19 protein-coding genes are annotated in these 20511 nt (G+C 54.5%); 7 read left to right on the top strand and 12 right to left on the bottom strand.

Annotated features, from left to right (window positions below; genetic code table 11):
* Positions 1 to 19: 19 nt before the first annotated feature.
* From ACTHYN_RS09180 to ACTHYN_RS09170, 3 genes are all read left to right on the top strand, one after another.
* Positions 20 to 2872: a valine--tRNA ligase gene (locus ACTHYN_RS09180; protein WP_441812152.1), complete on the top strand. Its 2853-nt coding sequence runs from the start codon at positions 20 to 22 to the stop codon at positions 2870 to 2872.
* A gap of 2 nt (positions 2873 to 2874) precedes the next feature.
* Complete coding sequence (locus tag ACTHYN_RS09175; protein ID WP_441812151.1) at positions 2875 to 3897, top strand: ketopantoate reductase family protein; 1023 nt, start codon at positions 2875 to 2877, stop codon at positions 3895 to 3897.
* A gap of 72 nt (positions 3898 to 3969) precedes the next feature.
* Entirely contained in the window at positions 3970 to 4527 is a 558-nt protein-coding gene (locus ACTHYN_RS09170) for a cob(I)yrinic acid a,c-diamide adenosyltransferase (protein WP_441812150.1), read from the top strand.
* A gap of 58 nt (positions 4528 to 4585) precedes the next feature.
* Here the strand turns inward: ACTHYN_RS09170 and ACTHYN_RS09165 are convergent, their stop codons facing one another.
* The 4 genes from ACTHYN_RS09165 to ACTHYN_RS09150 all read right to left on the bottom strand — a co-directional run bounded on the left by ACTHYN_RS09165 (position 4586) and on the right by ACTHYN_RS09150 (position 10650).
* Positions 4586 to 6616 (bottom strand): methyl-accepting chemotaxis protein, encoded by a 2031-nt coding sequence (locus ACTHYN_RS09165; RefSeq protein ID WP_441812149.1) that lies wholly within the window; start codon positions 6614 to 6616, stop codon positions 4586 to 4588.
* 98 nt (positions 6617 to 6714) lie between these two features.
* Positions 6715 to 7602, bottom strand: a complete 888-nt coding sequence (ampE, locus tag ACTHYN_RS09160; RefSeq protein ID WP_441812148.1) for a regulatory signaling modulator protein AmpE — start codon at positions 7600 to 7602, stop codon at positions 6715 to 6717.
* Positions 7603 to 8253, bottom strand: a complete 651-nt coding sequence (gene ampD, locus ACTHYN_RS09155) for a 1,6-anhydro-N-acetylmuramyl-L-alanine amidase AmpD (RefSeq protein WP_441812147.1) — start codon at positions 8251 to 8253, stop codon at positions 7603 to 7605. It abuts the gene before it with no gap.
* Between the two features lie 72 nt (positions 8254 to 8325).
* Positions 8326 to 10650: a DUF1631 domain-containing protein gene (locus ACTHYN_RS09150; RefSeq protein WP_441812146.1), complete on the bottom strand. Its 2325-nt coding sequence runs from the start codon at positions 10648 to 10650 to the stop codon at positions 8326 to 8328.
* 232 nt (positions 10651 to 10882) lie between these two features.
* Between ACTHYN_RS09150 and nadC the strand changes: the two genes are divergently transcribed.
* Positions 10883 to 11722, top strand: coding sequence for a carboxylating nicotinate-nucleotide diphosphorylase (gene nadC, locus ACTHYN_RS09145; RefSeq protein ID WP_441812145.1), 840 nt, complete (start codon positions 10883 to 10885; stop codon positions 11720 to 11722).
* Between the two features lie 29 nt (positions 11723 to 11751).
* On the opposite strand, the gene ACTHYN_RS09140 is transcribed toward nadC, so the two are convergent.
* The 5 genes from ACTHYN_RS09140 to ACTHYN_RS09120 all read right to left on the bottom strand — a co-directional run bounded on the left by ACTHYN_RS09140 (position 11752) and on the right by ACTHYN_RS09120 (position 15567).
* On the bottom strand, positions 11752 to 12087 hold the full coding sequence (locus tag ACTHYN_RS09140; RefSeq protein ID WP_441812144.1) for a YqcC family protein: 336 nt from the start codon (positions 12085 to 12087) through the stop codon (positions 11752 to 11754).
* Positions 12088 to 12099: 12 nt separating this feature from the next.
* Positions 12100 to 12897 carry a ParA family protein gene (locus ACTHYN_RS09135; protein ID WP_441812143.1) on the bottom strand — a complete coding sequence of 266 codons (798 nt, stop codon included), beginning with the start codon at positions 12895 to 12897 and terminating at the stop codon, positions 12100 to 12102.
* A gap of 79 nt (positions 12898 to 12976) precedes the next feature.
* Positions 12977 to 13675 carry a DnaA regulatory inactivator Hda gene (gene hda, locus ACTHYN_RS09130; RefSeq protein WP_441812142.1) on the bottom strand — a complete coding sequence of 233 codons (699 nt, stop codon included), beginning with the start codon at positions 13673 to 13675 and terminating at the stop codon, positions 12977 to 12979.
* Positions 13672 to 14232: a CDP-alcohol phosphatidyltransferase family protein gene (locus ACTHYN_RS09125; RefSeq protein ID WP_441812141.1), complete on the bottom strand. Its 561-nt coding sequence runs from the start codon at positions 14230 to 14232 to the stop codon at positions 13672 to 13674. The genes hda and ACTHYN_RS09125 overlap by 4 nt, the downstream gene beginning before the upstream one ends.
* A gap of 21 nt (positions 14233 to 14253) precedes the next feature.
* Entirely contained in the window at positions 14254 to 15567 is a 1314-nt protein-coding gene (locus ACTHYN_RS09120) for a DUF2066 domain-containing protein (protein WP_441812140.1), read from the bottom strand.
* 212 nt (positions 15568 to 15779) lie between these two features.
* Here ACTHYN_RS09120 and purM point away from each other — a divergent pair, with 212 nt between their 5' ends.
* The 3 genes from purM to ACTHYN_RS09105 all read left to right on the top strand — a co-directional run bounded on the left by purM (position 15780) and on the right by ACTHYN_RS09105 (position 18343).
* Positions 15780 to 16844: a phosphoribosylformylglycinamidine cyclo-ligase gene (gene purM, locus ACTHYN_RS09115; protein ID WP_441812139.1), complete on the top strand. Its 1065-nt coding sequence runs from the start codon at positions 15780 to 15782 to the stop codon at positions 16842 to 16844.
* Positions 16841 to 17503 carry a phosphoribosylglycinamide formyltransferase gene (gene purN / locus ACTHYN_RS09110; protein WP_441812138.1) on the top strand — a complete coding sequence of 221 codons (663 nt, stop codon included), beginning with the start codon at positions 16841 to 16843 and terminating at the stop codon, positions 17501 to 17503. The genes purM and purN overlap by 4 nt, the downstream gene beginning before the upstream one ends.
* A gap of 84 nt (positions 17504 to 17587) precedes the next feature.
* Positions 17588 to 18343: a DUF3108 domain-containing protein gene (locus ACTHYN_RS09105; RefSeq protein WP_441812137.1), complete on the top strand. Its 756-nt coding sequence runs from the start codon at positions 17588 to 17590 to the stop codon at positions 18341 to 18343.
* On the opposite strand, the gene ACTHYN_RS09100 is transcribed toward ACTHYN_RS09105, so the two are convergent.
* The 3 genes from ACTHYN_RS09100 to ACTHYN_RS09090 form a co-directional block, all read right to left on the bottom strand.
* Entirely contained in the window at positions 18340 to 19617 is a 1278-nt protein-coding gene (locus tag ACTHYN_RS09100; RefSeq protein ID WP_441812136.1) for a valine--pyruvate transaminase, read from the bottom strand. The two genes, ACTHYN_RS09105 and ACTHYN_RS09100, sit on opposite strands and share 4 nt — an antisense overlap.
* A 77-nt stretch (positions 19618 to 19694) precedes the next feature.
* Positions 19695 to 20294 carry a YjaG family protein gene (locus ACTHYN_RS09095; RefSeq protein ID WP_441812135.1) on the bottom strand — a complete coding sequence of 200 codons (600 nt, stop codon included), beginning with the start codon at positions 20292 to 20294 and terminating at the stop codon, positions 19695 to 19697.
* The coding region (locus ACTHYN_RS09090; protein WP_441812134.1) for a dCTP deaminase at positions 20291 to 20511 on the bottom strand (221 nt) is incomplete at its 5' end. The genes ACTHYN_RS09090 and ACTHYN_RS09095, both read right to left, overlap by 4 nt.

Genomic DNA, 20511 nt, shown 5'->3' with positions numbered 1-20511 from the left:
ACGGTCATCAGCAAAACCCATGGAAAAAACCTACCAGCCAGAAAACATCGAGCGCCAGTGGTACGAAAACTGGGAGTCCAACGGCTACTTTCGCCCCAGCGGCGAAGGTGAGTCATACAGCCTCGCTATCCCGCCACCCAACGTGACCGGCAGCCTGCACATGGGCCATGCCTTTCAGCACACCATTATGGACACCCTTACCCGCTACAAGCGCATGCAGGGCTACAACACCCTCTGGCAGGTAGGCAGTGACCATGCGGGTATTGCCACTCAAATGGTTGTGGAACGCAAACTGGCTGCCGAGGAAGACAAAACCCGTCACGATCTGGGCCGGGAAGAGTTCATCAAACGCATCTGGGACTGGAAAGAGCAATCTGGCGGCACCATTACTGGCCAAATGCGCCGGCTGGGCAACTCGGTAGATTGGGACACCGAGCGTTTCACCATGGACGATGGCTTCTACAAAGCCGTGCAGGAAGTGTTTGTTCGTTTGTACGAAGACGGCCTGGTATACCGCGGCAAGCGTCTGGTGAACTGGGATCCCAAGCTGCATACCGCCATTTCCGATCTGGAAGTTGAGAACAAGGAAGAAAAAGGCTTTTTCTGGCACCTGCGTTACCCGCTGGCCGATGGCGCAACCACGCAAGACGGCAAAGATTACCTGGTTGTCGCCACCACTCGCCCGGAAACCATGCTGGGCGATACCGCCGTGGCGGTACACCCGGACGACGAGCGTTACCAGCACCTGATCGGCAAGTTCGTGATGCTGCCGTTGGTGAACCGCCGTATCCCGGTCATTGCCGACCACCACGCTGATCCGGAGAAAGGGTCCGGTTGCGTAAAGATTACCCCGGCCCACGACTTCAATGACTACGCCGTGGGCAAGCGCAACAACCTGCCGATGATGAACGTGCTGTCCCAGGACGCGAACATTCGCCAACAGGCTGAAGTCTTCAACAGCGACGGCACTGAAAACACCGAGCTGGATGGCACCCTGCCCTCAGCCTACGCTGGGCTGACTCGAGAGGATGGCCGTAAACAGATTGTGGCAGACATGGAAGCCGCCGGCCTGGTTCAGCAGGTGGAAGACCACGTACTGAGCGTGCCCCGTGGCGATCGCTCCGGCCTGATCATCGAACCCATGCTGACTGATCAGTGGTTTGCCGACGCCAAAAAACTGGCCAAGCCGGCGATTGAAGCCGTAGAAGACGGCCGTATTCAGTTTGTGCCCAAGCAATACGAGAACATGTACTTCTCCTGGATGCGGGACATTCAGGATTGGTGTATTTCCCGCCAGCTTTGGTGGGGCCACCGCATTCCGGCCTGGTACGATACGCAAGGCAATATTTATGTGGGCCGCAACGAAGAGGAAGTGCGTGAGAAGCACAACCTCGCTGCCGAGGTAAAACTGGAGCAGGACGCAGACGTTCTCGACACCTGGTTCAGTTCCGCCCTGTGGACCTTCGGCACCCTGGGCTGGCCGGAAATCACCGAGCGCCTGAAAACCTTCCACCCTACCGATGTGCTGGTGACCGGTTTCGACATTATTTTCTTCTGGGTCGCCCGGATGATCATGATGACCATGCACTTCATGAAGAACGAGGATGGCACACCGCAAGTTCCGTTCAAGACTGTTTACGTGACAGGCCTGATCCGTGATGAGAACGGCGACAAAATGTCCAAGTCCAAGGGCAACGTCATTGACCCACTGGACATGATCGACGGCATTGATCTGGCACCTCTGCTGGAGAAGCGCACCGGCAACCTGATGCAGCCAAAATTGGCGAAGAAAATCGCCAAGCGTACCGAGAAGGAGTTCCCGGAAGGTATCTCCGCTCATGGCACCGACGCCCTGCGCTTTACCCTTGCCGCCATGGCCACCACCGGCCGTGATATCAACTGGGACATGAAACGCCTCGAAGGCTACCGCAACTTCTGCAACAAGTTGTGGAATGCCGCCCGTTACGTGCTTATGAATACCGAAGGTGAAGACTGTGGCGCGAGTGGCGAGCCGGTTGAGCTATCGCTGGCGGACCGATGGATCACCAGCGCCCTGCAGCAGTGCGAACAGGATGTGACCCGCTATCTGGATCAATACCGTTTTGATCTGGCGGCGCACGCGCTGTACGAATTCATCTGGAACGAGTACTGCGATTGGTATCTGGAGCTATCCAAGCCTTCGTTGAGCAGTGACAGTGCCAGTGCTGAAGCCAAGCGCGGCACCCGCCGTACGCTGGTTCGCGTTCTGGAAACGGTTCTGCGCCTGGCGCACCCGATCATGCCGTTTATCACGGAAGAAATCTGGCAGCGCATTGCGCCGTTGGCGGGCAAATCAGGTGACAGTATTATGCTGCAGCCTTTCCCGCAGATGGATGCCAGCAAGCACGACCCACAGGCTGTTGAGGATATTGAGTGGCTGAAGGGTGTGATTGTGGCGGTGCGTAATATTCGTGGGGAGATGAACATTTCTCCGGCGAAGAAAATTCCCGTGCTGTTCCGTGGCGACAGTGCGGAAGGCAAGCGACGGATGAATGAAAACCGCCAGTTCCTGGGGTCTCTGGCCAAGCTGGAAAGTCTGGAGTGGTTTGAAGGCGACAAAGCGCCCATGAGCGCTACCCAGTTGGTGGGCGACATGGAAGTGCTGGTGCCTATGGCCGGGCTGATTGATAAGGATGCGGAACTGAAGCGTCTGGACAAGGAGCTTGAGCGCCTGCAGAAGGAAATCGCGCGCTTTGAGGGTAAGCTTGGCAATGAAAAGTTTACGGCCAAGGCACCGGCTGAGGTGGTTGCCAAGGAGCAGGAAAAGCTGGCCGAGGCTCGCAACAACTTGAGTCGGTTGAACCAGCAGCACGCAGACATTGAGGCCATGTAGGCATGATGTCTGAGGATGAGCGTTCCGGGGGTGGCGGGGTAATCGCCATTCTTGGAGCGGGTTCTCTGGGGCGGCTTTGGGCCGCCCTTTTGCCTTCCTGGCTTTGTGGTTTCTTGCCTCGGCCTGAGCACGCTTCTCGGCTTGGGAGAAGCGTCAGCCGTCAGGAACCCCTCCCCGAAGCACGCTGTGAATACGTCCTTGTACGCTCTGTTCCGCCATCCATGGCTCCACAAGGTTTCGGGAAGGGGTTCCTGACGGCTTCGCCAGACTCTGGTGATATCCGCTCCCATGTAATCATTCATTGGCTTCAATCAGCTGAGAATGTAGAGCTTCTGCTCGTAACAACGAAAGCTGGAGATACGCTCGCGGCTTTGGAAGATTGGCTGCCACGCATTCCGGTTAGCACACCAGTTATTTTGTTCCAGAACGGTCTGGGTAGCCAACAGGCAGTGGCCGAACGTTGGCCAGGGCGGCCGATTTTGGCTGCCAGCACCACCGAAGGCGCAAACCGCCCCTCCCCTGATGTGCTGGTCCATGCCGGTGCTGGGGATACCTGGGTTGGTGCACTTACGGCGTCGGCTGCCCATCACACGGCGAGTGTTGTTCAACAGTTAGCTGAAACCGGCTTGCGGGTTCATGCTGAGGAGAAAATTCTGCAGCGGCTTTGGCAGAAACTGGTCGTGAACGCAGGAATAAATCCGTTTACTGCGCTGCTCGACTGCCCTAACGGAGACATTTTGGGTTCGCATCTTTATCAACAGAATATTGACGGGCTTTGCTCAGAGATATCTCTCTTACTTCACGCGGAAACCTCGGAGGCTGTTGCGCCGGAGGTTCTTCGGGAACGAATCGAAACCGTGGCGAGGAACACCGCCAGCAATACATCGTCCATGCGCGCGGATGTTTTAGCGGGGCGTAAAACCGAGATTGATTTTATCAACGGCTATCTTGTGCACTGCGGAAAACGCCATGGTATTGCTACGCCGGTAAACCAAATGCTGACCGAACAAGTACAGGGTCTGTAACGTTTCCTATTAATCGGTTTTACTCATTCAGTTTTCATCCAAAACAGTTTCAACGATCAGGAGCACTCTTCCATGGGCAATCGCCTTTCAAAGATCTACACCCGCACCGGTGACGACGGCTCTACCGGCCTGGCCGATGGCAATCGTATCGCCAAGAACTCCCAGCGTGTTGAGGCCTTGGGCACGGCTGACGAGCTGAACTGCCATATTGGTTTGCTGATTGAAACTCTGGACAGCGACGATGAGATGTTGGAGCCATTGCGCCGTATTCAGCATCATCTGTTCGATTTGGGTGGGGAGTTTGCGATTCCAGGCAGCAAAGCAATCAACGATGAGCACATCAGTTGGTTGGAGAATCTACTGGACGAAATGAACGAGCCGTTACCGGCTCTGAAGAACTTCATCCTGCCAGGTGGTAGCCCAGCTGCAGCTCAATGCCACCTGGCCCGCGCTGTTTGCCGCCGCGCTGAGCGTGTGGTGGTTGGGCTCAGCCACGAAGATTCTATCAACCCGCTGGGCCGACAGTACCTGAACCGCTTATCAGACCTGCTGTTTGTGGCTTCGAGGGTACTAGCGCGCCGGGAGGGCGCGGAAGAAATTCTGTGGGATCAAAAGAAATCCGGCATGTAGAATTCGCTACAATCGATAGCTGCGATGCGAGACGACTGGCTCCAAAACCAGGTCAAACTCACACCTTAAACGCCTCCACAAGCCTCTGAAGAGAAGTGGTCAGCTCAGACATTTCCCGGGATGAGGCCAGTGTTTCTTCAGCGTTAGCCGCAGTGGATGTGCCAAGCTCGCCAATGTGGGCAACGCTGGCATTTACATCCTGGGAAACAGCCGATTGCTCTTCTGCTGCTTGAGCGATCTGGTGGCTCATGTCCACAATTACCGAAATGCCATTGGCAATCCGGCTCAGTGCCTCTGTGACTTCTCCGGATTTTTGGACCGTTGTCTGGGTAACATCCCGACTGTTGGTCATGGCCGATACGGCATCCTTCACGCCACTTTGCAGCCGCGAAATCATGCCTTCAATCTCTTCAGTGGATTTGTGAGTGCGCGCAGACAAAGAGCGCACTTCATCCGCCACAACCGCAAAGCCACGGCCTTGCTCACCTGCGCGGGCAGCTTCAATAGCGGCGTTCAGCGCCAGCAGATTGGTTTGCTCAGCAATCGCCTTAATCTCCACCAGAGCCTGGCTGATGTTGTCGCTGTCTTCGCTAACCCGGTTGATTACGTCCACCGCACCCGATATTTCCGCAGCCAGCCGATTGATGGTTTCGACAGTATCGGCAACCACACCGCGACCTGTTTCCGTATCCTGCTCGGCCGCTGAGGCACTGTCGGCCACCCGATGGGCACTCTCGGTCACTTCACCTACAGCCGTCACCATCTGCCCCATGGCTTCATTGATCTGGCCACTTTCTGCCATCTGGTGCGCCACCGCCTCGCTATTGGCTGCGGCTGTGTCATTTACCTTTGCAGCCTGCTGGTCCACTTCTGAGGTTGTCTGGCCAACAGAACGGATCAGCTGTGCTATTCGATCCGTCATGTTATTGAACTCGCTGGTCAGTTCACCAAGCTCGTCCCGGTTATCAAGAGAAATCCGGGTGGTCATATCCCCGGCAGCCACTTTTCGCGCTGCTTCGCTAAACCGGTTTATTGCAGTGCGCACCGACATGAAAAACCCGATGTAGAGGTACACAACAACCAGCAGAACCACAATCAACGCCACAACAATCAAACGGCGCTGGCTCACCTCCTGATCCAGGCTGGCCTTCAGGTTCGCTTCTATCACGTTAAACGCGGCCGCCTTTAATTCACCATACCCCGCCAACTCAGCGACTACACGGGAATCATACGCCTGCCAGGACATTTCCAGCCGCATGGGCGTGATGATGTTTATATCCATCACGTCACGAACATTTACCAGGCTCTCATCCACCTTCCGGAGTGCATTACCCGCCTGGGAAGTGAGTGCTGGCGAAGCGTCTGCGGCTAGCGTTAGAGCCGGTGAAAGCAATGACCCACGGTTAGTCAGGTCATCATAAATTTCGTTGAAGATATCGCTAAGGGCGTAACCCACCTGGCCATTTACTAACGCATACATGCCGTAGGCGTGCGCCTGCCCTATCACACTGCGAGCTTCCGGCAGGGTTTCACGGATCAGCCCCAACACGAGCTGGTCTTCTCGTGAAGCGCCCTGGGCCAACCCGGAACTTTCAATCGTTGCGGGAAGAAGTGCCAGCGCCTTCTGGGCAAACCCCTGATAGTACTTGAATTGGGGATCAAAGTTCGTCTGGTAGTTATCGTCCGCCCGTAAACTTTGCCAATCGGTTTTCAGCGCCTCCACTTGCTCAGCCCAGGCCCCGGAGGTGTCAAATGAACGGGACTCTGCCGTCAAACTGTCCAGAATAGAGCTTATTTTTGCTGCGGCCTTGTCTGAGACAGCCATAATAGCCTCTTCATTCTTGGCTACTGCCGGAGCGCGATAATCCCGATAATCAAACGCAGCGTCTACAAGACGGTCAACCTGGCGCAATTGCTCCAGGCCTTCAACCCCACGCGTCATCGTCTCAACCGAGCGGTTGAGCTCAGACATCACAAGCCAGGACAACCCACCAATCGGTAAAAGAAACAGTACGCTGATAAGGCTGAATTTATACAGCATCGGCAACCGGTTCATCAGTGCTACTGCGGGATTAATGAGTTGTTTCACATCGGCCCTCTCTTTGAAAACAAAGAACTGAATTCATGTTCTCTTTTTATTATCGCCCGAACGTTCAAAAACTTAAGCGCTATTTATTATTTGGCGCCTCAAACAATGCCCGCAATAACCAGCAACGCCAACAGGCATATCCACACCAGCATGCTTCGGTTAAGCAAGTCTCTTACTGCACTCAGGCTACGCCCTCCAAAATCGGTCCATTCATCCGGATGGACCCGGGAAAACCGGGCCGGATCAAGTGCATACCCGGTTAACGACCCATTGGCAGAAATCATGAGCACCTCGGGTGTTTCTTTCTTCAGGCCTGCAATCGCTGATCTTGCTTCTCCCAGCCACCCGGACAGGTCACCGGCAATCCCGAAGGTCACTGAAAGCAGCCTTACCGGTATCCAGTTAACCCACTCACAAACCTTAACGTACTTTGGTCTTGCAGCCGCCTGGGGCCATTGCTCTGCCAGAGCCACCAGCCCGCGTACAAGTATTGCCAGGCCGATACCACCTATTACGTACCAGAATGCAATCAGGAAAAAGCGCTGAAATACCGCCAGTATCAAAGCTCGAGACAAGGAAAGATGCATTGCTTCAGGTAATACGGCTGCGCCCCGCTCACTGGCGGGGAGGCGCCCTTGTATATGGTGCCAGGCCGCTTGCATATCTCCTTTTTGCCAGGCGTTGGCATAAGGCTCAAGCGATTGTCGCCACCCGGGCGTGCCCATCATCAGCACAAGCACCAGTATTTCCAGAGGGTAGGCTGGAACTCGCCAGCCATATAATTCCAGCAAATAGACACACAGCGCCGCCAGCAGAGCAGGCACTGCCACAAGAGTCAGACCGCCAAGAATGTTTGCCTCCCGGCCGGCCTTTACCACACTGCCCTGGTGAAACCACCGTCGCCAAAGCTCGTCAGTAGAAACGGCGTTCAGGCTGTCAAGTCGCCGTCGCACTACATAGGCAATAAGAAAGACCACCAAAGTCATTCATTCAGCTCCTTTTCGAGGCGGTTGAGCATCATGCATGCCACGCTGAACTGCCATCAACGATGCCCGAAAGCCAGGCCAGTCAAAGGCTGGCCCGGGATCTGTCTTGCGCCCCGGGGCAATATCGCAGTGGCCGGTAATTCTGTCGCTGGTTACGGCTGGCCAGGCCGAACAAATGATCGCGGCTACGTTGGCCAACGAGCGATATTGTTCCGGTGTGTAAGGAATATCATCCGCCCCCTCAAGCTCAATTCCGATAGAGAAATCGTTACACTCATCCATACCCCGAAAGCAGGAACGCCCCGCGTGCCAGGCTCTTTCCAGAAAACTGACGAACTGCACCAGGGTGCCGTCCCGAAGAATCAAGGCATGGGCCGAGACGCGCATATCGGCAATGGTTGGAAAATACGGGTGTTCCGAAGGGTTCAGGCAGTTGGTGAAAAACTGCTCAATATAGTGACCACCAAACTGGCCGGGGGGAAGGCTGATATTGTGCACCACAAGAAGACTTATGAGCGAGCCTTGCGGCCTGGGCCCATAGTTGGGTGAAGGACACCATCGGGCAGTTTGCAGGCGCCCCGTTTCGCGGAGGACTTTTATATTTTCGCCGTGAGCGGTTTCGCCGGAGTGATCAGAAGCTGAATGAGGCAAGATGAATCCATAATTATCAGAGCATTACGTTATGTCTTGATTGAATCACAAAGTAAGCCCTGTTACCAAGAATCAATCCTTGCGGCTGCTACGAAGGTTGTCGATGATAGATTCCAGGGCCCTGTCAAAAATAAGCCCGTCGTCGAGCATACTGATTGCACCACTTGCCATTGTGGCTGCCAGTTCCTGTCGACGATATTCGACAACCTTCGCACCACTGCGATTCACAAAGATATACTTACCCGTCGCCCGGATAAATGCAGCCAACTTGCAACGTAACCTGGTTCCGTCGCGAGTGAGTTCAATCCAGGCGCCAACGCGAAGATTGTCAGCCTGATCCAGCCAATGCTGGGAAACCACTTCAGCACTGTCTGTGGGTGGTGTTTCATTCGCCTGATCTGACAGCACAGGTGGCACTTTCTCAGCCTCGTGAGGCTCAGCTACCCTGGTTTCCTGCTGCAAAAAAACCGGCTCAGGAATGTCTGGTCCGGATGGGGTCCCGGTTACCGGAACCTTAGCAACCACCAAAGGTGCAGGCTGGGAAGATGCTGTGGCCAGGCGCTGAAAAACGTCAACGTGTGCCAGTTCCAGGTCGCGGACGGCAGTATCTGTGGCAAACGGGTCCCAGGATATTTCCTGAAGGGCCCGGCGAAAATCATCAACAATAGCAGGGATCGCCCGCAGCAACTCGCTTCGGGTTGTGTCTTCAACCGGCTGCGGATCGACACTCCACACAATATGTTCTGTCAGCTCACTCGCGTCTGCCCAGCGCTCCCCATCTTCACCTTCTCGCAACAACACCCATTGTAAATACTTTGTCCAGGCTTCGTTGAGCATGTCGAGTACAGGCCTCGGCACATCACGCTCGGCTGTTGAATTTTCAACCAAAGACTCTGCAGCCTGGCTCGCCCTCTCCTGGCGCGCTCTGCCCTCCTCCGCATCCCGAAGGCGTTGTTCCACCAATTCCCCACGGCGACGATCCAGATCGGTAAAATGGCAATAGTCTTTCAGGAGCTCATCGAAAAGCGACACATTGTCGGTAAACTCATGTAACACCCGGTCCACGACGGTTCCAATTTTCTCGCGTAAAGGATCACGCTGGCCAGGACGCTTTTCAGTCCAGCCAATAGCGGAAAGGGCAAGTTCGTTCAGCAATTTACGAACCGGGTGGCCGCCGCGATTAAAAAAGGTTTTATCGCTCAAAGCCACTTTCAATACCGGAATTTGCAAGCGCCCGATGAGAGCCTTCATGACTGGGTGCAACTGCCGGTCTTCGAGAATGAAATCGAACAGCATAGACACCAGGTTAATAACGTCGCTATCTACCTGGGCAATATTAGCTCTCTGACCATTGGCCGCCTGAAGCACAGACTGAAGTTGCTGATCCAATGAGGCTATTTCACCGCCTTCCTGCCCGCCAAATGAAGTCTGGGCTTCACCAAGACGGGCCATCAAATGATTGGTGTCGAGATAGGCTTCACTACTAGCAGCCTTCTCACTTGCCCCATGAGCACTGCCGTTTTGGTGCAAAAGCGCGCTCAACTCGGAAAACGTTGCATAAGAGATTCCACCTTGAACCTGATCGTACCCAAAACTCTGGGCGCTGTGTGCTTCCCCTGCCTCCACCGCCTCATATCCCGCAGAACTGGATGAAACAGGTGCCGAAGTGACAGACCTGGCGCCGGAGGTACGATCCGGTGAACGGGCGTGTGGCCGCTTAACGTCTGGCAAAATCCCTTCAGCAATGAGCGTTCGGTTGGCATCCTGATAAAAGTCGCCAAGAGTATCTGACAGCAGACGGTCGAACAGTTTCAGCACAACCAGCTTTGCGCGAATATCGATATCCAGCTCGGCACAGGCCTCTGCCACGCCACCGCAAATCACTTCCGGGCTGAGAGGCATTTGGCTGTCGGCCAACTGAATGCCAGGAACCAGGTGGTTCACTCGCATCGATAAAAGCTGAATGGGGTTTTGGTGACTATTGCGCAGCTTGTTGATTAAGTTATCAACAGCAACCTGCTGCTCCAGGTCGGAATGCTCTACCAGGCTGAGGGAGTCCTGATCTACTTGATCCAGCGATCCGCTGGAGTGTCGCGGGCGGAATTTTCCAATATCGTTAAAGGCCTGACTGACATACTGCAGTACTGAAACCGCCATAGCTTTACGTCGCAGTCGCAGCTCGCGCATGGCATCAAAATAGACGGTCTGGTCTTTGTTGGAGCCGGCGCGGTCAGCCAACTCAAACAGGGCATCATCAGCTCGCTCAAAAAAACGCCCCAAAACGCCCTTCAGGGCCTGGCCAGAGGTGTCACGCAAACGAACAAGGGCCGGCGGCAGATTAAACCGGGAAAACGATTTCTGTCCGGAAAAACTGACAACCTTGTTATCTTGTTTCATTCATCGACTCCTGACCAGCCAGCGTGCGCACGGCCATAGGTTTAAAACTACTCTGATTACACATCATACGAGTTGTTTGCGTCACCTTGTGTCAGAATTTGTCACCTTTTGTGTAGACCGGACCCACATCACAATTCCTGTCTGATTTGGCGAAAACGCTAACGGGCTATAGAATTGTGATCCGGAATATTTCCGACCCCTTTTGGCCCCAGACGCGAGCGGATATACGATCATGAATTTCACTGAACGCCTACGCCAGTCAAGAATTGAAACAGTCGCATTGAGCCTGCGCGAGGATATTGGCGATGGCGATATAACGGCTCGACTCATTCCGGCGGAAAAACAAGTCACAGGCCACGTTATTACACGGGAGCAGGCGACAATCGCGGGGCGTGAATGGGTGAACGAGGTGTTTCGTCAGGTGGATAACTCTGTGTCACTGGAGTGGCTGGTTCAGGATGGCGAATCCGTGTCTGCCAACCAGGTTTTATTTCGCATGAAAGGAACGGCCAGAAGCCTGCTGACCGCCGAACGCTCCGCACTCAATTGGCTACAAACCCTGTCCGGAGTTGCGACAAACTGCGCGGGCTTTGCGGCGCGCGTCGCTCACACCAACGTGCGCCTGCTGGACACCCGAAAAACCCTGCCGGGGTTGCGGCTGGCTCAAAAATACGCTGTAACCTGTGGCGGTTGTGACAACCACAGAACCGGCCTGTGGGATGCGTTTCTTATCAAGGAAAATCACATTTCAGCCTGCGGGTCTATTGCAAATGCGGTTAATGAGGCTCAGCGAATTGCGCCGGGCAAGCCGGTAGAAGTGGAAACCGAAAGCCTGGCAGAGCTGGAACAAGCCCTGAACGCCAGCGCCGATATCATTATGCTGGATGAGTTTTCCATGGATGACCTGCATGCTGCAGTCGCCATGAACAAAGGACGGGCAAAATTGGAAGCATCCGGGGGCATCAACACACATACCCTGGTTCCTATTGCAGAAACCGGTGTCGACTATATTTCAATCGGGGCCCTGACCAAAGACGTCAGGGCGGTGGATCTCTCCATGCGCCTGGACTGACCCGGGCGGATACCCCGATCAACAGAAAATCAGTTGCCTGACAGCAGCTGATCAACCACTTTAAGCTCGCGGATCAAACGTTGCCGTGACTCCGGGCGGTCACGAAAGCACTCCTCCGCCATAGGGGCAATACCTGAACTTACCGGCAAGGCATGCCCGTTCTCGATAATCTGTTTCATGCGCTCTATAAACACAAACTGAATCCACTGGCTGAAACTCAGCGTGTCCAGGCAAAATGGCTCTGTGCTCTGAAACGCGCTTTCATGAGGGCGCTTGCTCTGCCATAGATCGAGCCGGCGCATTTCCGCCTCGATACTCAAAAGACTATCAGCAACCTGCGCTACAACCCCATAAGAATCCGCCATAAAACTCCCACCTCACTCTGCCAATGGTTCCAGCTCTACTGATTCCCCATGCAACACCTTGAACAGATCTTCAAATTGCCGTGTCAGGGCATGCTTCGGAGCCATGTGAATAAGCGGTTGCCGGCATTGGTGCGACTCTTTCATCTTTACTGAGCCAGACAAGCGCACAGGCAATACCGGCAAGCCTTCAGCAATTAACTCTTTTACCAGTTTTTTGGGCAGGCTGGCACGGGGCTGGAACTGATTGGCAACAATACCTTCAACCACCAGATCCTCATTGTGATCTTCCTGCAAATCACGAATTTCGTTGAGGATATTATAAAGCGCCTGGCGAGAAAAATCGTCACAATCAAAGGGAATCAGACACCGCTGGGCGGCAATGAGTGCCGAACGGGTATAAAAGTTTAACGCCGGGGCCGTATCAATGTAGATTTCATCGAAGGATTCGCCCAGCTTTTTAAGGGCTTCCCGCAATTTATAAATCTTGTGCTTTGCCTCCAGCTTGCGCTCAAGAAAATCCAACTCAGGACTGGAAGGCAATACAGAGAGGTTTTTGAACGGTGACGCGTGCACAAACTCATCGGGGCGCCGGTTGAATACCTTGAACGCCACGGTTTGCTCCAGCATGTCTGCAACCGTATCTTCGAGCTCACCCGCGGGCTTACCCAGAAGGTAATGAGTTGAGTTTCCCTGAGGGTCGAGATCAACCACAAGCGTCCGCTTACCCCGAGCTGCACTGATCGCGGCGAGATTGCAGGTAATACTGGACTTCCCTACTCCACCTTTTTGGTTAAATACTACCCGTCTCATGTCATTTCTCCATCTGGCACTTTATCCAGTGCCTTATCGTTTGAATACTGCGCCTTTATTTTGTTGGTCAGGCTTATAACTACCACCGCATTACCGTTTTCACAAAGGGAATGGTTAGACGCCGCTGGGCACGCAAAGAGTTTTCATCAAGGGTGTCGAGGATACTCAGCAGGTCGCCAAGACGCCTTGGTGCCCGTCGCATAATAAAACCGGCAACCTCATCTGTCATGGTCAGCCCACGCTGCTCAGCGCGCGCCATAAGAATTTTCAACCGGTCATTATCGCGGTAAATCCCAAGTTGCACCGTAAACCCGTGATGCAACCTCGAAACCAAATCTGGTAGCACAAAAGGCAAGGAACCAGCCGTTTCTGAAAGACTGACTACCAGCATATGGCCGCCATCGTGCAATCGGTTATACAGGTGAAAAACGGCTTCTTCCCAATCCTCTTTTCCGGCCACTCGATCTAAATCATCCAGCGCGACAATATCCATGGTCTCCAGGCCGGCCAGCGCTTCCGGCCCAAAGGGCTCCAGCTCGGCAATACTGATGCAAACAGCGGTTTTACCCTGCGCTTCCGCATGATGACAGGCTGCCTGAAGCAGATGACTTTTCCCGGTATCCGAGTCACCACACACTACCACTACCGGCAGCCCAGCAGGCTGCTTGAATACCGACAAAATGCGCAGAGCCGCATCCCGGTTACGAGCACCGTGAAAATTATCAAAACGTGCATCGTCCCGAAGCCGTACGCCAAGAACCATTTGAGAAGCGCTCACGACTGCCTGGACCTCCACGCCTTTACACTCCAGATGACAATATAATGAATACCGCTAAACACCGTCGAAACAGCCACAAGCCAAACTCCCGCATCGAGCCACCCCGGCTGTACCGGTAACCCTGCCAGAATAACAATGACTCCTAAAATCACGGTTACCTGAATCAGGGTGTTCAACTTGCCAGGCACGCTGGGCTCCATATCAAAACGGCCAATACAATAGTGGTAAACGAGCGCGCCACTCACAATCGTGAGATCCCGCCCGAGCACCAGGGCAAACAGCCAAACCGGCAACACCGATGTATATGTCAGCACCAGGTAAGCGGTAACCAGCAACGCTTTATCTGCCAATGGGTCGGCCACAGCGCCAAAACGAGACCGCCAGTTGAAATATCGTGCGAGAAAGCCATCAAGGGCATCGGTAACCGAAGCAACAACAAAAACCAGCAGAGCGAGACGGTACTCCTGCACCAGCAGGGCCCTGGCAAACGGAGCAATCAGCAAAATACGCACAAACGTCAAAGCATTGGGAATCCAGCGCCAAGCGTGTGATTTCACAGACCTGCCTCCACCGGCAGCTTACTTGCCGCCATCTTTGTCGATAACCGGCGCGGGTTGCCAGCGATAATAGAGAACCTGATAAAGCGATTCGAATGCCTGCTCTGCTTCCTGTTCATCCACTGGGGAGGGTTGATAGGAAAACCCGTCCTGTTCAGGGGCGTTGACACTCACCTCTCCTGCACCGCCCTCAGGGTCAGTCTTCGGCTCGTCCGAATCAGTCTGCCCCAACTCCGTACCTGCAGGCGTGGTCGGCGTTTTTGCAGAATCTGGTGCCGCCTCTTGCGTTTCGCCTTCAACAGGCACAAAGCGGGAGTCCAAAGCAATATACCGCTTGAGTTGATCCAGTTCGCCAGAAAATGCCACCCTCAGGGTTAGCTGATCGCCCTTAACCCGGGAAGCCCCAACATTTACCACTGGCGTTAAACCCTCAAGAACCTGACTGGCCTTACCGTAACCGGAAATAGAGGTGACACCGCGCAACACAATATCAATTTGGGGCAAATCTCCAACCTCACCCGCAGCAACGGCGTAACGGCCAGCGTACAGCTCCGCCCAGCGGTTCACCAATGCCTCGGCCAAGGCTTCTCGTGTGTCGGCACTCACCGATTCTTCGCTGCTGTTGAGATTTGCACCCTCAAAAACCCAACCGGCGCGCCATTTGCCCCCTGAACGGCTCACCCGGACCAAGGCCAGAACGTCGTGTTTCAGGCCGTCTGATGCTTTGCGAACACGCCCGGTAAACTGCCCCCATATATCTGACAGCAACTCCCTATCACTACTGAATTCAGCTGTTGGCAGAACCACAGGAAGCCCTCGCTCGCTGGCCGCACGGGCAAATGCTGAAGACCAGACAGTACCGGCTCCACCATCTCCTGTAACCAGCCGACGAACCCCCCGATCTTCTACCGCCACCCAGGCCAGGGTGAGAGGGCGGTTAGCGCCCCAAACTGGCGCATCAATCGAGGCTAGCGCCCGGTTCACGCCCACGGCACCAAACGCCATACTCAGCCGGCTTTCGCCGTCATCTCCACGCAGCACCTGATAAGACAGCAGCAGCGATTCAGCGTCTGCCAGCACAGCCTGTACGCCATCCAGCGCAAGCACATCGCGGGTACCTGAAATCCGCACAAACACCCGGGCCAGGCCATCGGCGTAACCCTGTGCCAAAGCATTTTGCCCGGACCCGGATACCGGAACATCAACAGTGTAGAGGCCGGATACCGTTACAGCGGCCGCTGGAGCGGGCACCATGGTGAGCATGAGCATAAAAAAAAGAGCAAGCCATAAGGCCGGCAGCGGCTTGAAAACCGGGTTTTGGTCTGATATTGGCATGAAATACCCTGCAGTTCGCATTAATGGCGCCTAGGATACACCATGCCCCGGAGACTGAGTAGCCGGCCGGTGTTTCTGAAATGCAATCTTGCCCGCCCCAGGTGCGTCCCGGCACGCCAATCAGGGCACCTGGCGGCAATTGCACTTGGAGCCCTACACCGCACCTGTTAAAATCCGCCGCCTGACCCACTGGCCAAACGGTTAAGCACACCATGAGCGAACAGAAACCCTCCCTGACCTACCGCGATGCGGGCGTTGACATTGACGCCGGTAATGAACTTGTTAGTCGCATCAAGGAAACCGCCGCACGCACTCGGCGCCCCGAGGTTTTAGGAGGGCTTGGCGGGTTTGGTGCCATGGTCGCCATTCCGGCCGGGTATAAAGAGCCGGTTATGGTATCTGGCACTGACGGCGTGGGCACCAAGCTAAGACTGGCAATGCAACTTGATAAGCACGACACCATTGGCATTGACCTGGTCGCCATGTGCGTTAACGACCTCATCGTTGGCGGCGCCGAACCTCTGTTCTTCCTCGATTATTACGCCACCGGCAAGCTCAACATAGAGATCGCCGCAAACGTGGTTGCCGGCATTGGCCAGGGCTGCGAGCAGGCCGGCTGTGCGCTGGTAGGTGGCGAAACGGCAGAAATGCCGGGCATGTATGAAGGCGAAGACTACGATCTTGCCGGTTTTTGCGTGGGCGTAGCCGAACGCAGTGAAATCATTGACGGCAGCAATGTCAGGGCGGGCGATGCCATTCTGGCTCTGGAATCCTCTGGCCCCCACTCCAACGGCTATTCACTGATCCGGAAAATTCTCGAAGTCAGCAATGCCGATATTAACCAGCCCATCGGTGACACCACTCTGGCAAATGCCTTAATGGCGCCAACCCGGATTTATGTTAAAAACCTGTTGCAACTGATCCGCCAGGTGGATATCAGCGCCCTTTCCCATATTACCGGTGGTGGCTTACCAGAAAACATCCCCAGGGTTCTACCAAAGGGCATGATTGCAGCCGTCGACACCGCAAGCTGGGAGCTGCCCCCCGTGTTCCAGTGGCTAAAGGACGCCGGCGGCGTGGCCAGCGAAGAAATGTACCGCACCTTTAACTGCGGCATAGGCATGGTTATTTGCGTTCCGCAAAGCCAGAAAGAGCTTGCGCTGGATGCCCTGAAAGTTCTGGGCGAGAAAGCCTGGCAACTGGGCGTGATAGAACGCGCAGAAGATATCGAGAAAGACGCAATGGTGCGCTATGCGCCGGGGCTATTGACAGAATGAAGGCAGACCAACCAACCCTACCCAAAATTCTGGTACTGGCCTCCGGCAGTGGAACCAACTTTCAGGCTTTAATGGATGCCAGCCGCGACCGGGACTTCCCGGGCCAGGTGATTGCTGTGGGCTGCAACCAGCCCAAAGCCTTCGTGCTTGAACGAGCAGCCCAGGCCAACATTGAAACCTTTACCGTTAACCATAAAGAGTTTGGCTCACGCGAGGAATTCGACGCGGCGCTCATGGCTCACATTCTGCGCCACAATCCCGATCTCATCGTGCTTGCCGGATTCATGCGAATTCTGACGACCGATTTTGTACGGGCGTTCCGTGGTAAGCTGCTGAACGTGCACCCTTCACTACTGCCAAAATATACCGGCCTGAATACTCACCAGCGAGCTCTGGAAGCCGGCGACCGCACCCATGGGGTTTCCATACACTTCGTCACCGAAGAACTTGATGGCGGTCCGGTGATTGCTCAGGCCGAAGTAGCTGTGGCGCAGGAAGACTCCAGCGACACCCTCGCAGACAAGGTTCAAACGAAAGAACACCTGCTGTATCCGATTGTGGTGCGCTGGTTCTGTGAAGGCCGGATTCAGCTGGGCCGGGATCAGGTTCTGTTCGATGGCCAGGCCCTGGAAAACCCAATGCGCCTGCCAGACAACTGAGGCAGACCTTAACAGACTGTCACCCCGAGACACCCGCTGACCCGCTAAACTTTCAACAAACATGAAGGCTTTGAGGTCAACGAAATGTTTCCAGCTCAACTGATTACGCCCACTTTAAAGAAAGGCCAAATCACCATAGTCGGCCTTCTGTGCATGCTGGCACTGCTACTAAGCAGTGCCGTGCAGGCAAAAGAACCCGTGGCAAACCTCTTCCCTTTTGAGGTCAGCTATGGCGCCTCCATGGAAAAGGGAATCTCCCTGAATGGTAGCGCCAAGCGTATCCTCACCTCCCAGGGCAATAATGTATGGTTATATCGCACTGAGGTTAAGTCCTTTATTGCAGACCTTGACGAGTCCCTGATTCTTAAATGGGAAGACGGCCAGGTGGTGCCACTCAGGTACCGGTATCGGCTATCCGGCTTTCTCATCAAGGATAGAAAACAGTCCATCGATTTTGACTGGCAAGCGAAGGTAGCCACAGGCAAGTACAAAGGCAAACCATTCGAGGTGGAACTGGAAGAAGGCGTGCTGGACCCGCTCGGTTTTCAGGTGCAGCTGCACCAGGACATCATGAACGGCAAACGGGATATGGAATATCAGGTGCTGGACAAGGGCAGCATTGATAGCGACCGCTTTGCCGTTGTGAGTGACAACACTACCGGCGCTGATGGCAGTCAGTCCTCTCAACTAAAAGCCGAAAAGGTTCGCGAAAACTCCGAGCGGCAAACCTATATGTGGTTTGATCCGGACAATAAATATGTACTGGTGCGCTTGCTACAGGTTGAACCAGACGGCAGCGAGTACGAGCTGAAGCTCAAAAATATAGAACTGGGAGGTTAACCCTCCAGTTCTACCTCGGCCCACACTGCCTTAACCTCATCTGCAATGATTCGCAGCCCTTGCGCCACCCGCTCGTCGTCCTGCGAATAGGTCACGCGCAGGCACTCGTGGCGATGCCGCCAATCGTCATCCGGCAACCCCGGGAAAAAGTAGTGGCCGGATACCACCAGCACGCCACGGGCTTTTAATCGCTGATAAAGCTCCAGGCTGGTAATAGGCAAATCCGGAAACCACAGCCACAAGAACATGGCGCCTTCCGGCTTGTGCACATACCACCGACAGCTATCCTCGCCCATCGCCTCACTGAAGGCCGCAACAGCACGCTGCATTTTCCGTTTATAAAACGGGCAGACCACATCTCTACTTAAAGATAAGATTTCTCCGGAACGAACCAAAGGCTCGGCAAGCATGGCACCGAAGCTTCCTGTAGCCAGATTCATAATGGCGTTGATACCAGACAGTGCTTTGATCACCGGCTCCGCCGCAATCACAATACCTGTGCGAGCAGCCGGCAAACCTAGCTTGGACAAGCTCAGGCAAAGAATAATCTGCTCATTCCAGGTTGGCTCTGCATCCACAAATAACAAGCTCGGGAAGGGCGTACCGTATGCACCATCAACGATCAACGGTACGTTGTGCTGGCGAGCCATGTCTTCCAACCGGGCCATTTCTTCATCGGTCACCACGTTGCCGGTGGGATTGGTGGGCCGGGATACGCAAATGGCCCCGGTTTCGCCCGTGACTTCTACCGCGTTAAAATCGACACGGTATTTGAATTCGTGAGCATCGGTAAACGAAATGTCTGGCTGAACGGCGCGAAACAGGTCCGGCTCAATGCCGGCATCAGCATAGCCGATATATTCCGGCGCCAGAGGCAACAATATGTGCTTACGCTGGCCTTCGCCGTAATCGCCGCCAAACATGTTAAACAGCATGAAGAATGCCGCCTGACTGCCGTTGGTCAGCGCGATATTTTCAGGTTTCAGGCCCCAGTCGTATTCACGGTTGAGCAATTCTGCCAGCGATGCAATAAACTGCTTTTCGCCCTGGGGGGGATCGTAAACACCAACCAGCCGGCGAACATCACTCTCACTCCGGCTCATATCACCGAGAATTTCCTGAACTCGCGCCTGAATCTCGGGAATGTGCCCCGGGTTTCCACCCCCCATCATAATCATATCGTCGCCCGACGCCATGGCGTTGCCCAGGTCATCCATCAACGAGGTTATGCCGGCATCGGCGGTGAATTTACGACCAAATGTGGAAAGTTTCATGGGGGTTGCATCCATCCAATCAGTGCTGAACATTTAAAGGTTTTCATGCAGGCTTGGTGACTTTCACCAAGGTACGGTCAATCCGCCAACGAGATACCGAGGTTGCTTACGCCGTCATTTGCGGCGCTTTCCCGAAGCTCTGTGATGAACTCTTCTATTGGCGTTCGCTGGCGCTTGAGAGCTAACACCAAATTACGCTGAAAAGCTTTGTCGTCTTTCATCAGGGGGTGGGAATCCAGCAAACGAACCAGCTCATCTTCGTCCATGCCCTCACCTTCTGACAACTCAACAAAACTCATGACTGTGCCGGTGGCCAACTGTGACGCTTCTGTGGCCCGGTGCCTGGAGGGGTTCAAGCGATTTAGCAGGGCCTGCTCCAGAAGCTGGCAAAAGTCAAAGGCCGGGTATACGCCATAGGCGTCGTAGGCTTCTACATCAGGTGACAGACCTTCAAGCTTCACTAGCAGCGGTGGAATAACCGTTTCGGCCTCCTCTTCCTGAAGCATTCCCCAGGCCTGCTCGAGTATTTGGTGCATTTTACCGCCCGTTTTCAGGTCAACGGCTTCTGCAAACAATGCATAATTGGGAAATGAGCGCTCGGCAAGGGCCAACAGAAAGGCGCACTCACGCCATCCCTGCAACTGTGAAACGGCTTTTAAAAACTGGTTGGCGTTCATGTTCTTGGGAGGGTCACGCCGGTTTGGCCGAAATATTTTCCGCCACGGTCTTTGTAACTGGTCTCACAGATTTCGTCAGACTCAAAAAAAAGCATTTGGGCGATGCCTTCGTTGGCGTAGATTTTAGCCGGCAGATTAGTGGTGTTGGAGAACTCCAGGGTAACGTGCCCTTCCCACTCGGGTTCCAGCGGGGTGACGTTTACGATGATGCCACAGC

Source organism: Marinobacter sp., assembly GCF_052091845.1.
In the GTDB taxonomy this organism is placed as follows: Bacteria; Pseudomonadota; Gammaproteobacteria; order Pseudomonadales; family Oleiphilaceae; genus Marinobacter.
Note: the sequence above shows the minus strand (reverse complement) of the source record. Positions and strands in the feature narration are given on the sequence as shown.

Coding starts and splice junctions, on each gene's coding strand:
- ACTHYN_RS09105 (WP_441812137.1), top strand. CDS start 17,588: ATGTTTCCAGCTCAACTGATTACGCCCACTTTAAAGAAAGGCCAAATC.
- purN (WP_441812138.1), top strand. CDS start 16,841: ATGAAGGCAGACCAACCAACCCTACCCAAAATTCTGGTACTGGCCTCC.
- ACTHYN_RS09135 (WP_441812143.1), bottom strand. CDS start 12,897: ATGAGACGGGTAGTATTTAACCAAAAAGGTGGAGTAGGGAAGTCCAGT.
- ACTHYN_RS09100 (WP_441812136.1), bottom strand. CDS start 19,617: ATGAAACTTTCCACATTTGGTCGTAAATTCACCGCCGATGCCGGCATA.
- ACTHYN_RS09095 (WP_441812135.1), bottom strand. CDS start 20,294: ATGAACGCCAACCAGTTTTTAAAAGCCGTTTCACAGTTGCAGGGATGG.
- ACTHYN_RS09120 (WP_441812140.1), bottom strand. CDS start 15,567: ATGCCAATATCAGACCAAAACCCGGTTTTCAAGCCGCTGCCGGCCTTA.
- ampE (WP_441812148.1), bottom strand. CDS start 7,602: ATGACTTTGGTGGTCTTTCTTATTGCCTATGTAGTGCGACGGCGACTT.
- ACTHYN_RS09150 (WP_441812146.1), bottom strand. CDS start 10,650: ATGAAACAAGATAACAAGGTTGTCAGTTTTTCCGGACAGAAATCGTTT.
- nadC (WP_441812145.1), top strand. CDS start 10,883: ATGAATTTCACTGAACGCCTACGCCAGTCAAGAATTGAAACAGTCGCA.
- ACTHYN_RS09175 (WP_441812151.1), top strand. CDS start 2,875: ATGATGTCTGAGGATGAGCGTTCCGGGGGTGGCGGGGTAATCGCCATT.
- ACTHYN_RS09140 (WP_441812144.1), bottom strand. CDS start 12,087: ATGGCGGATTCTTATGGGGTTGTAGCGCAGGTTGCTGATAGTCTTTTG.
- ACTHYN_RS09170 (WP_441812150.1), top strand. CDS start 3,970: ATGGGCAATCGCCTTTCAAAGATCTACACCCGCACCGGTGACGACGGC.
- ACTHYN_RS09180 (WP_441812152.1), top strand. CDS start 20: ATGGAAAAAACCTACCAGCCAGAAAACATCGAGCGCCAGTGGTACGAA.
- purM (WP_441812139.1), top strand. CDS start 15,780: ATGAGCGAACAGAAACCCTCCCTGACCTACCGCGATGCGGGCGTTGAC.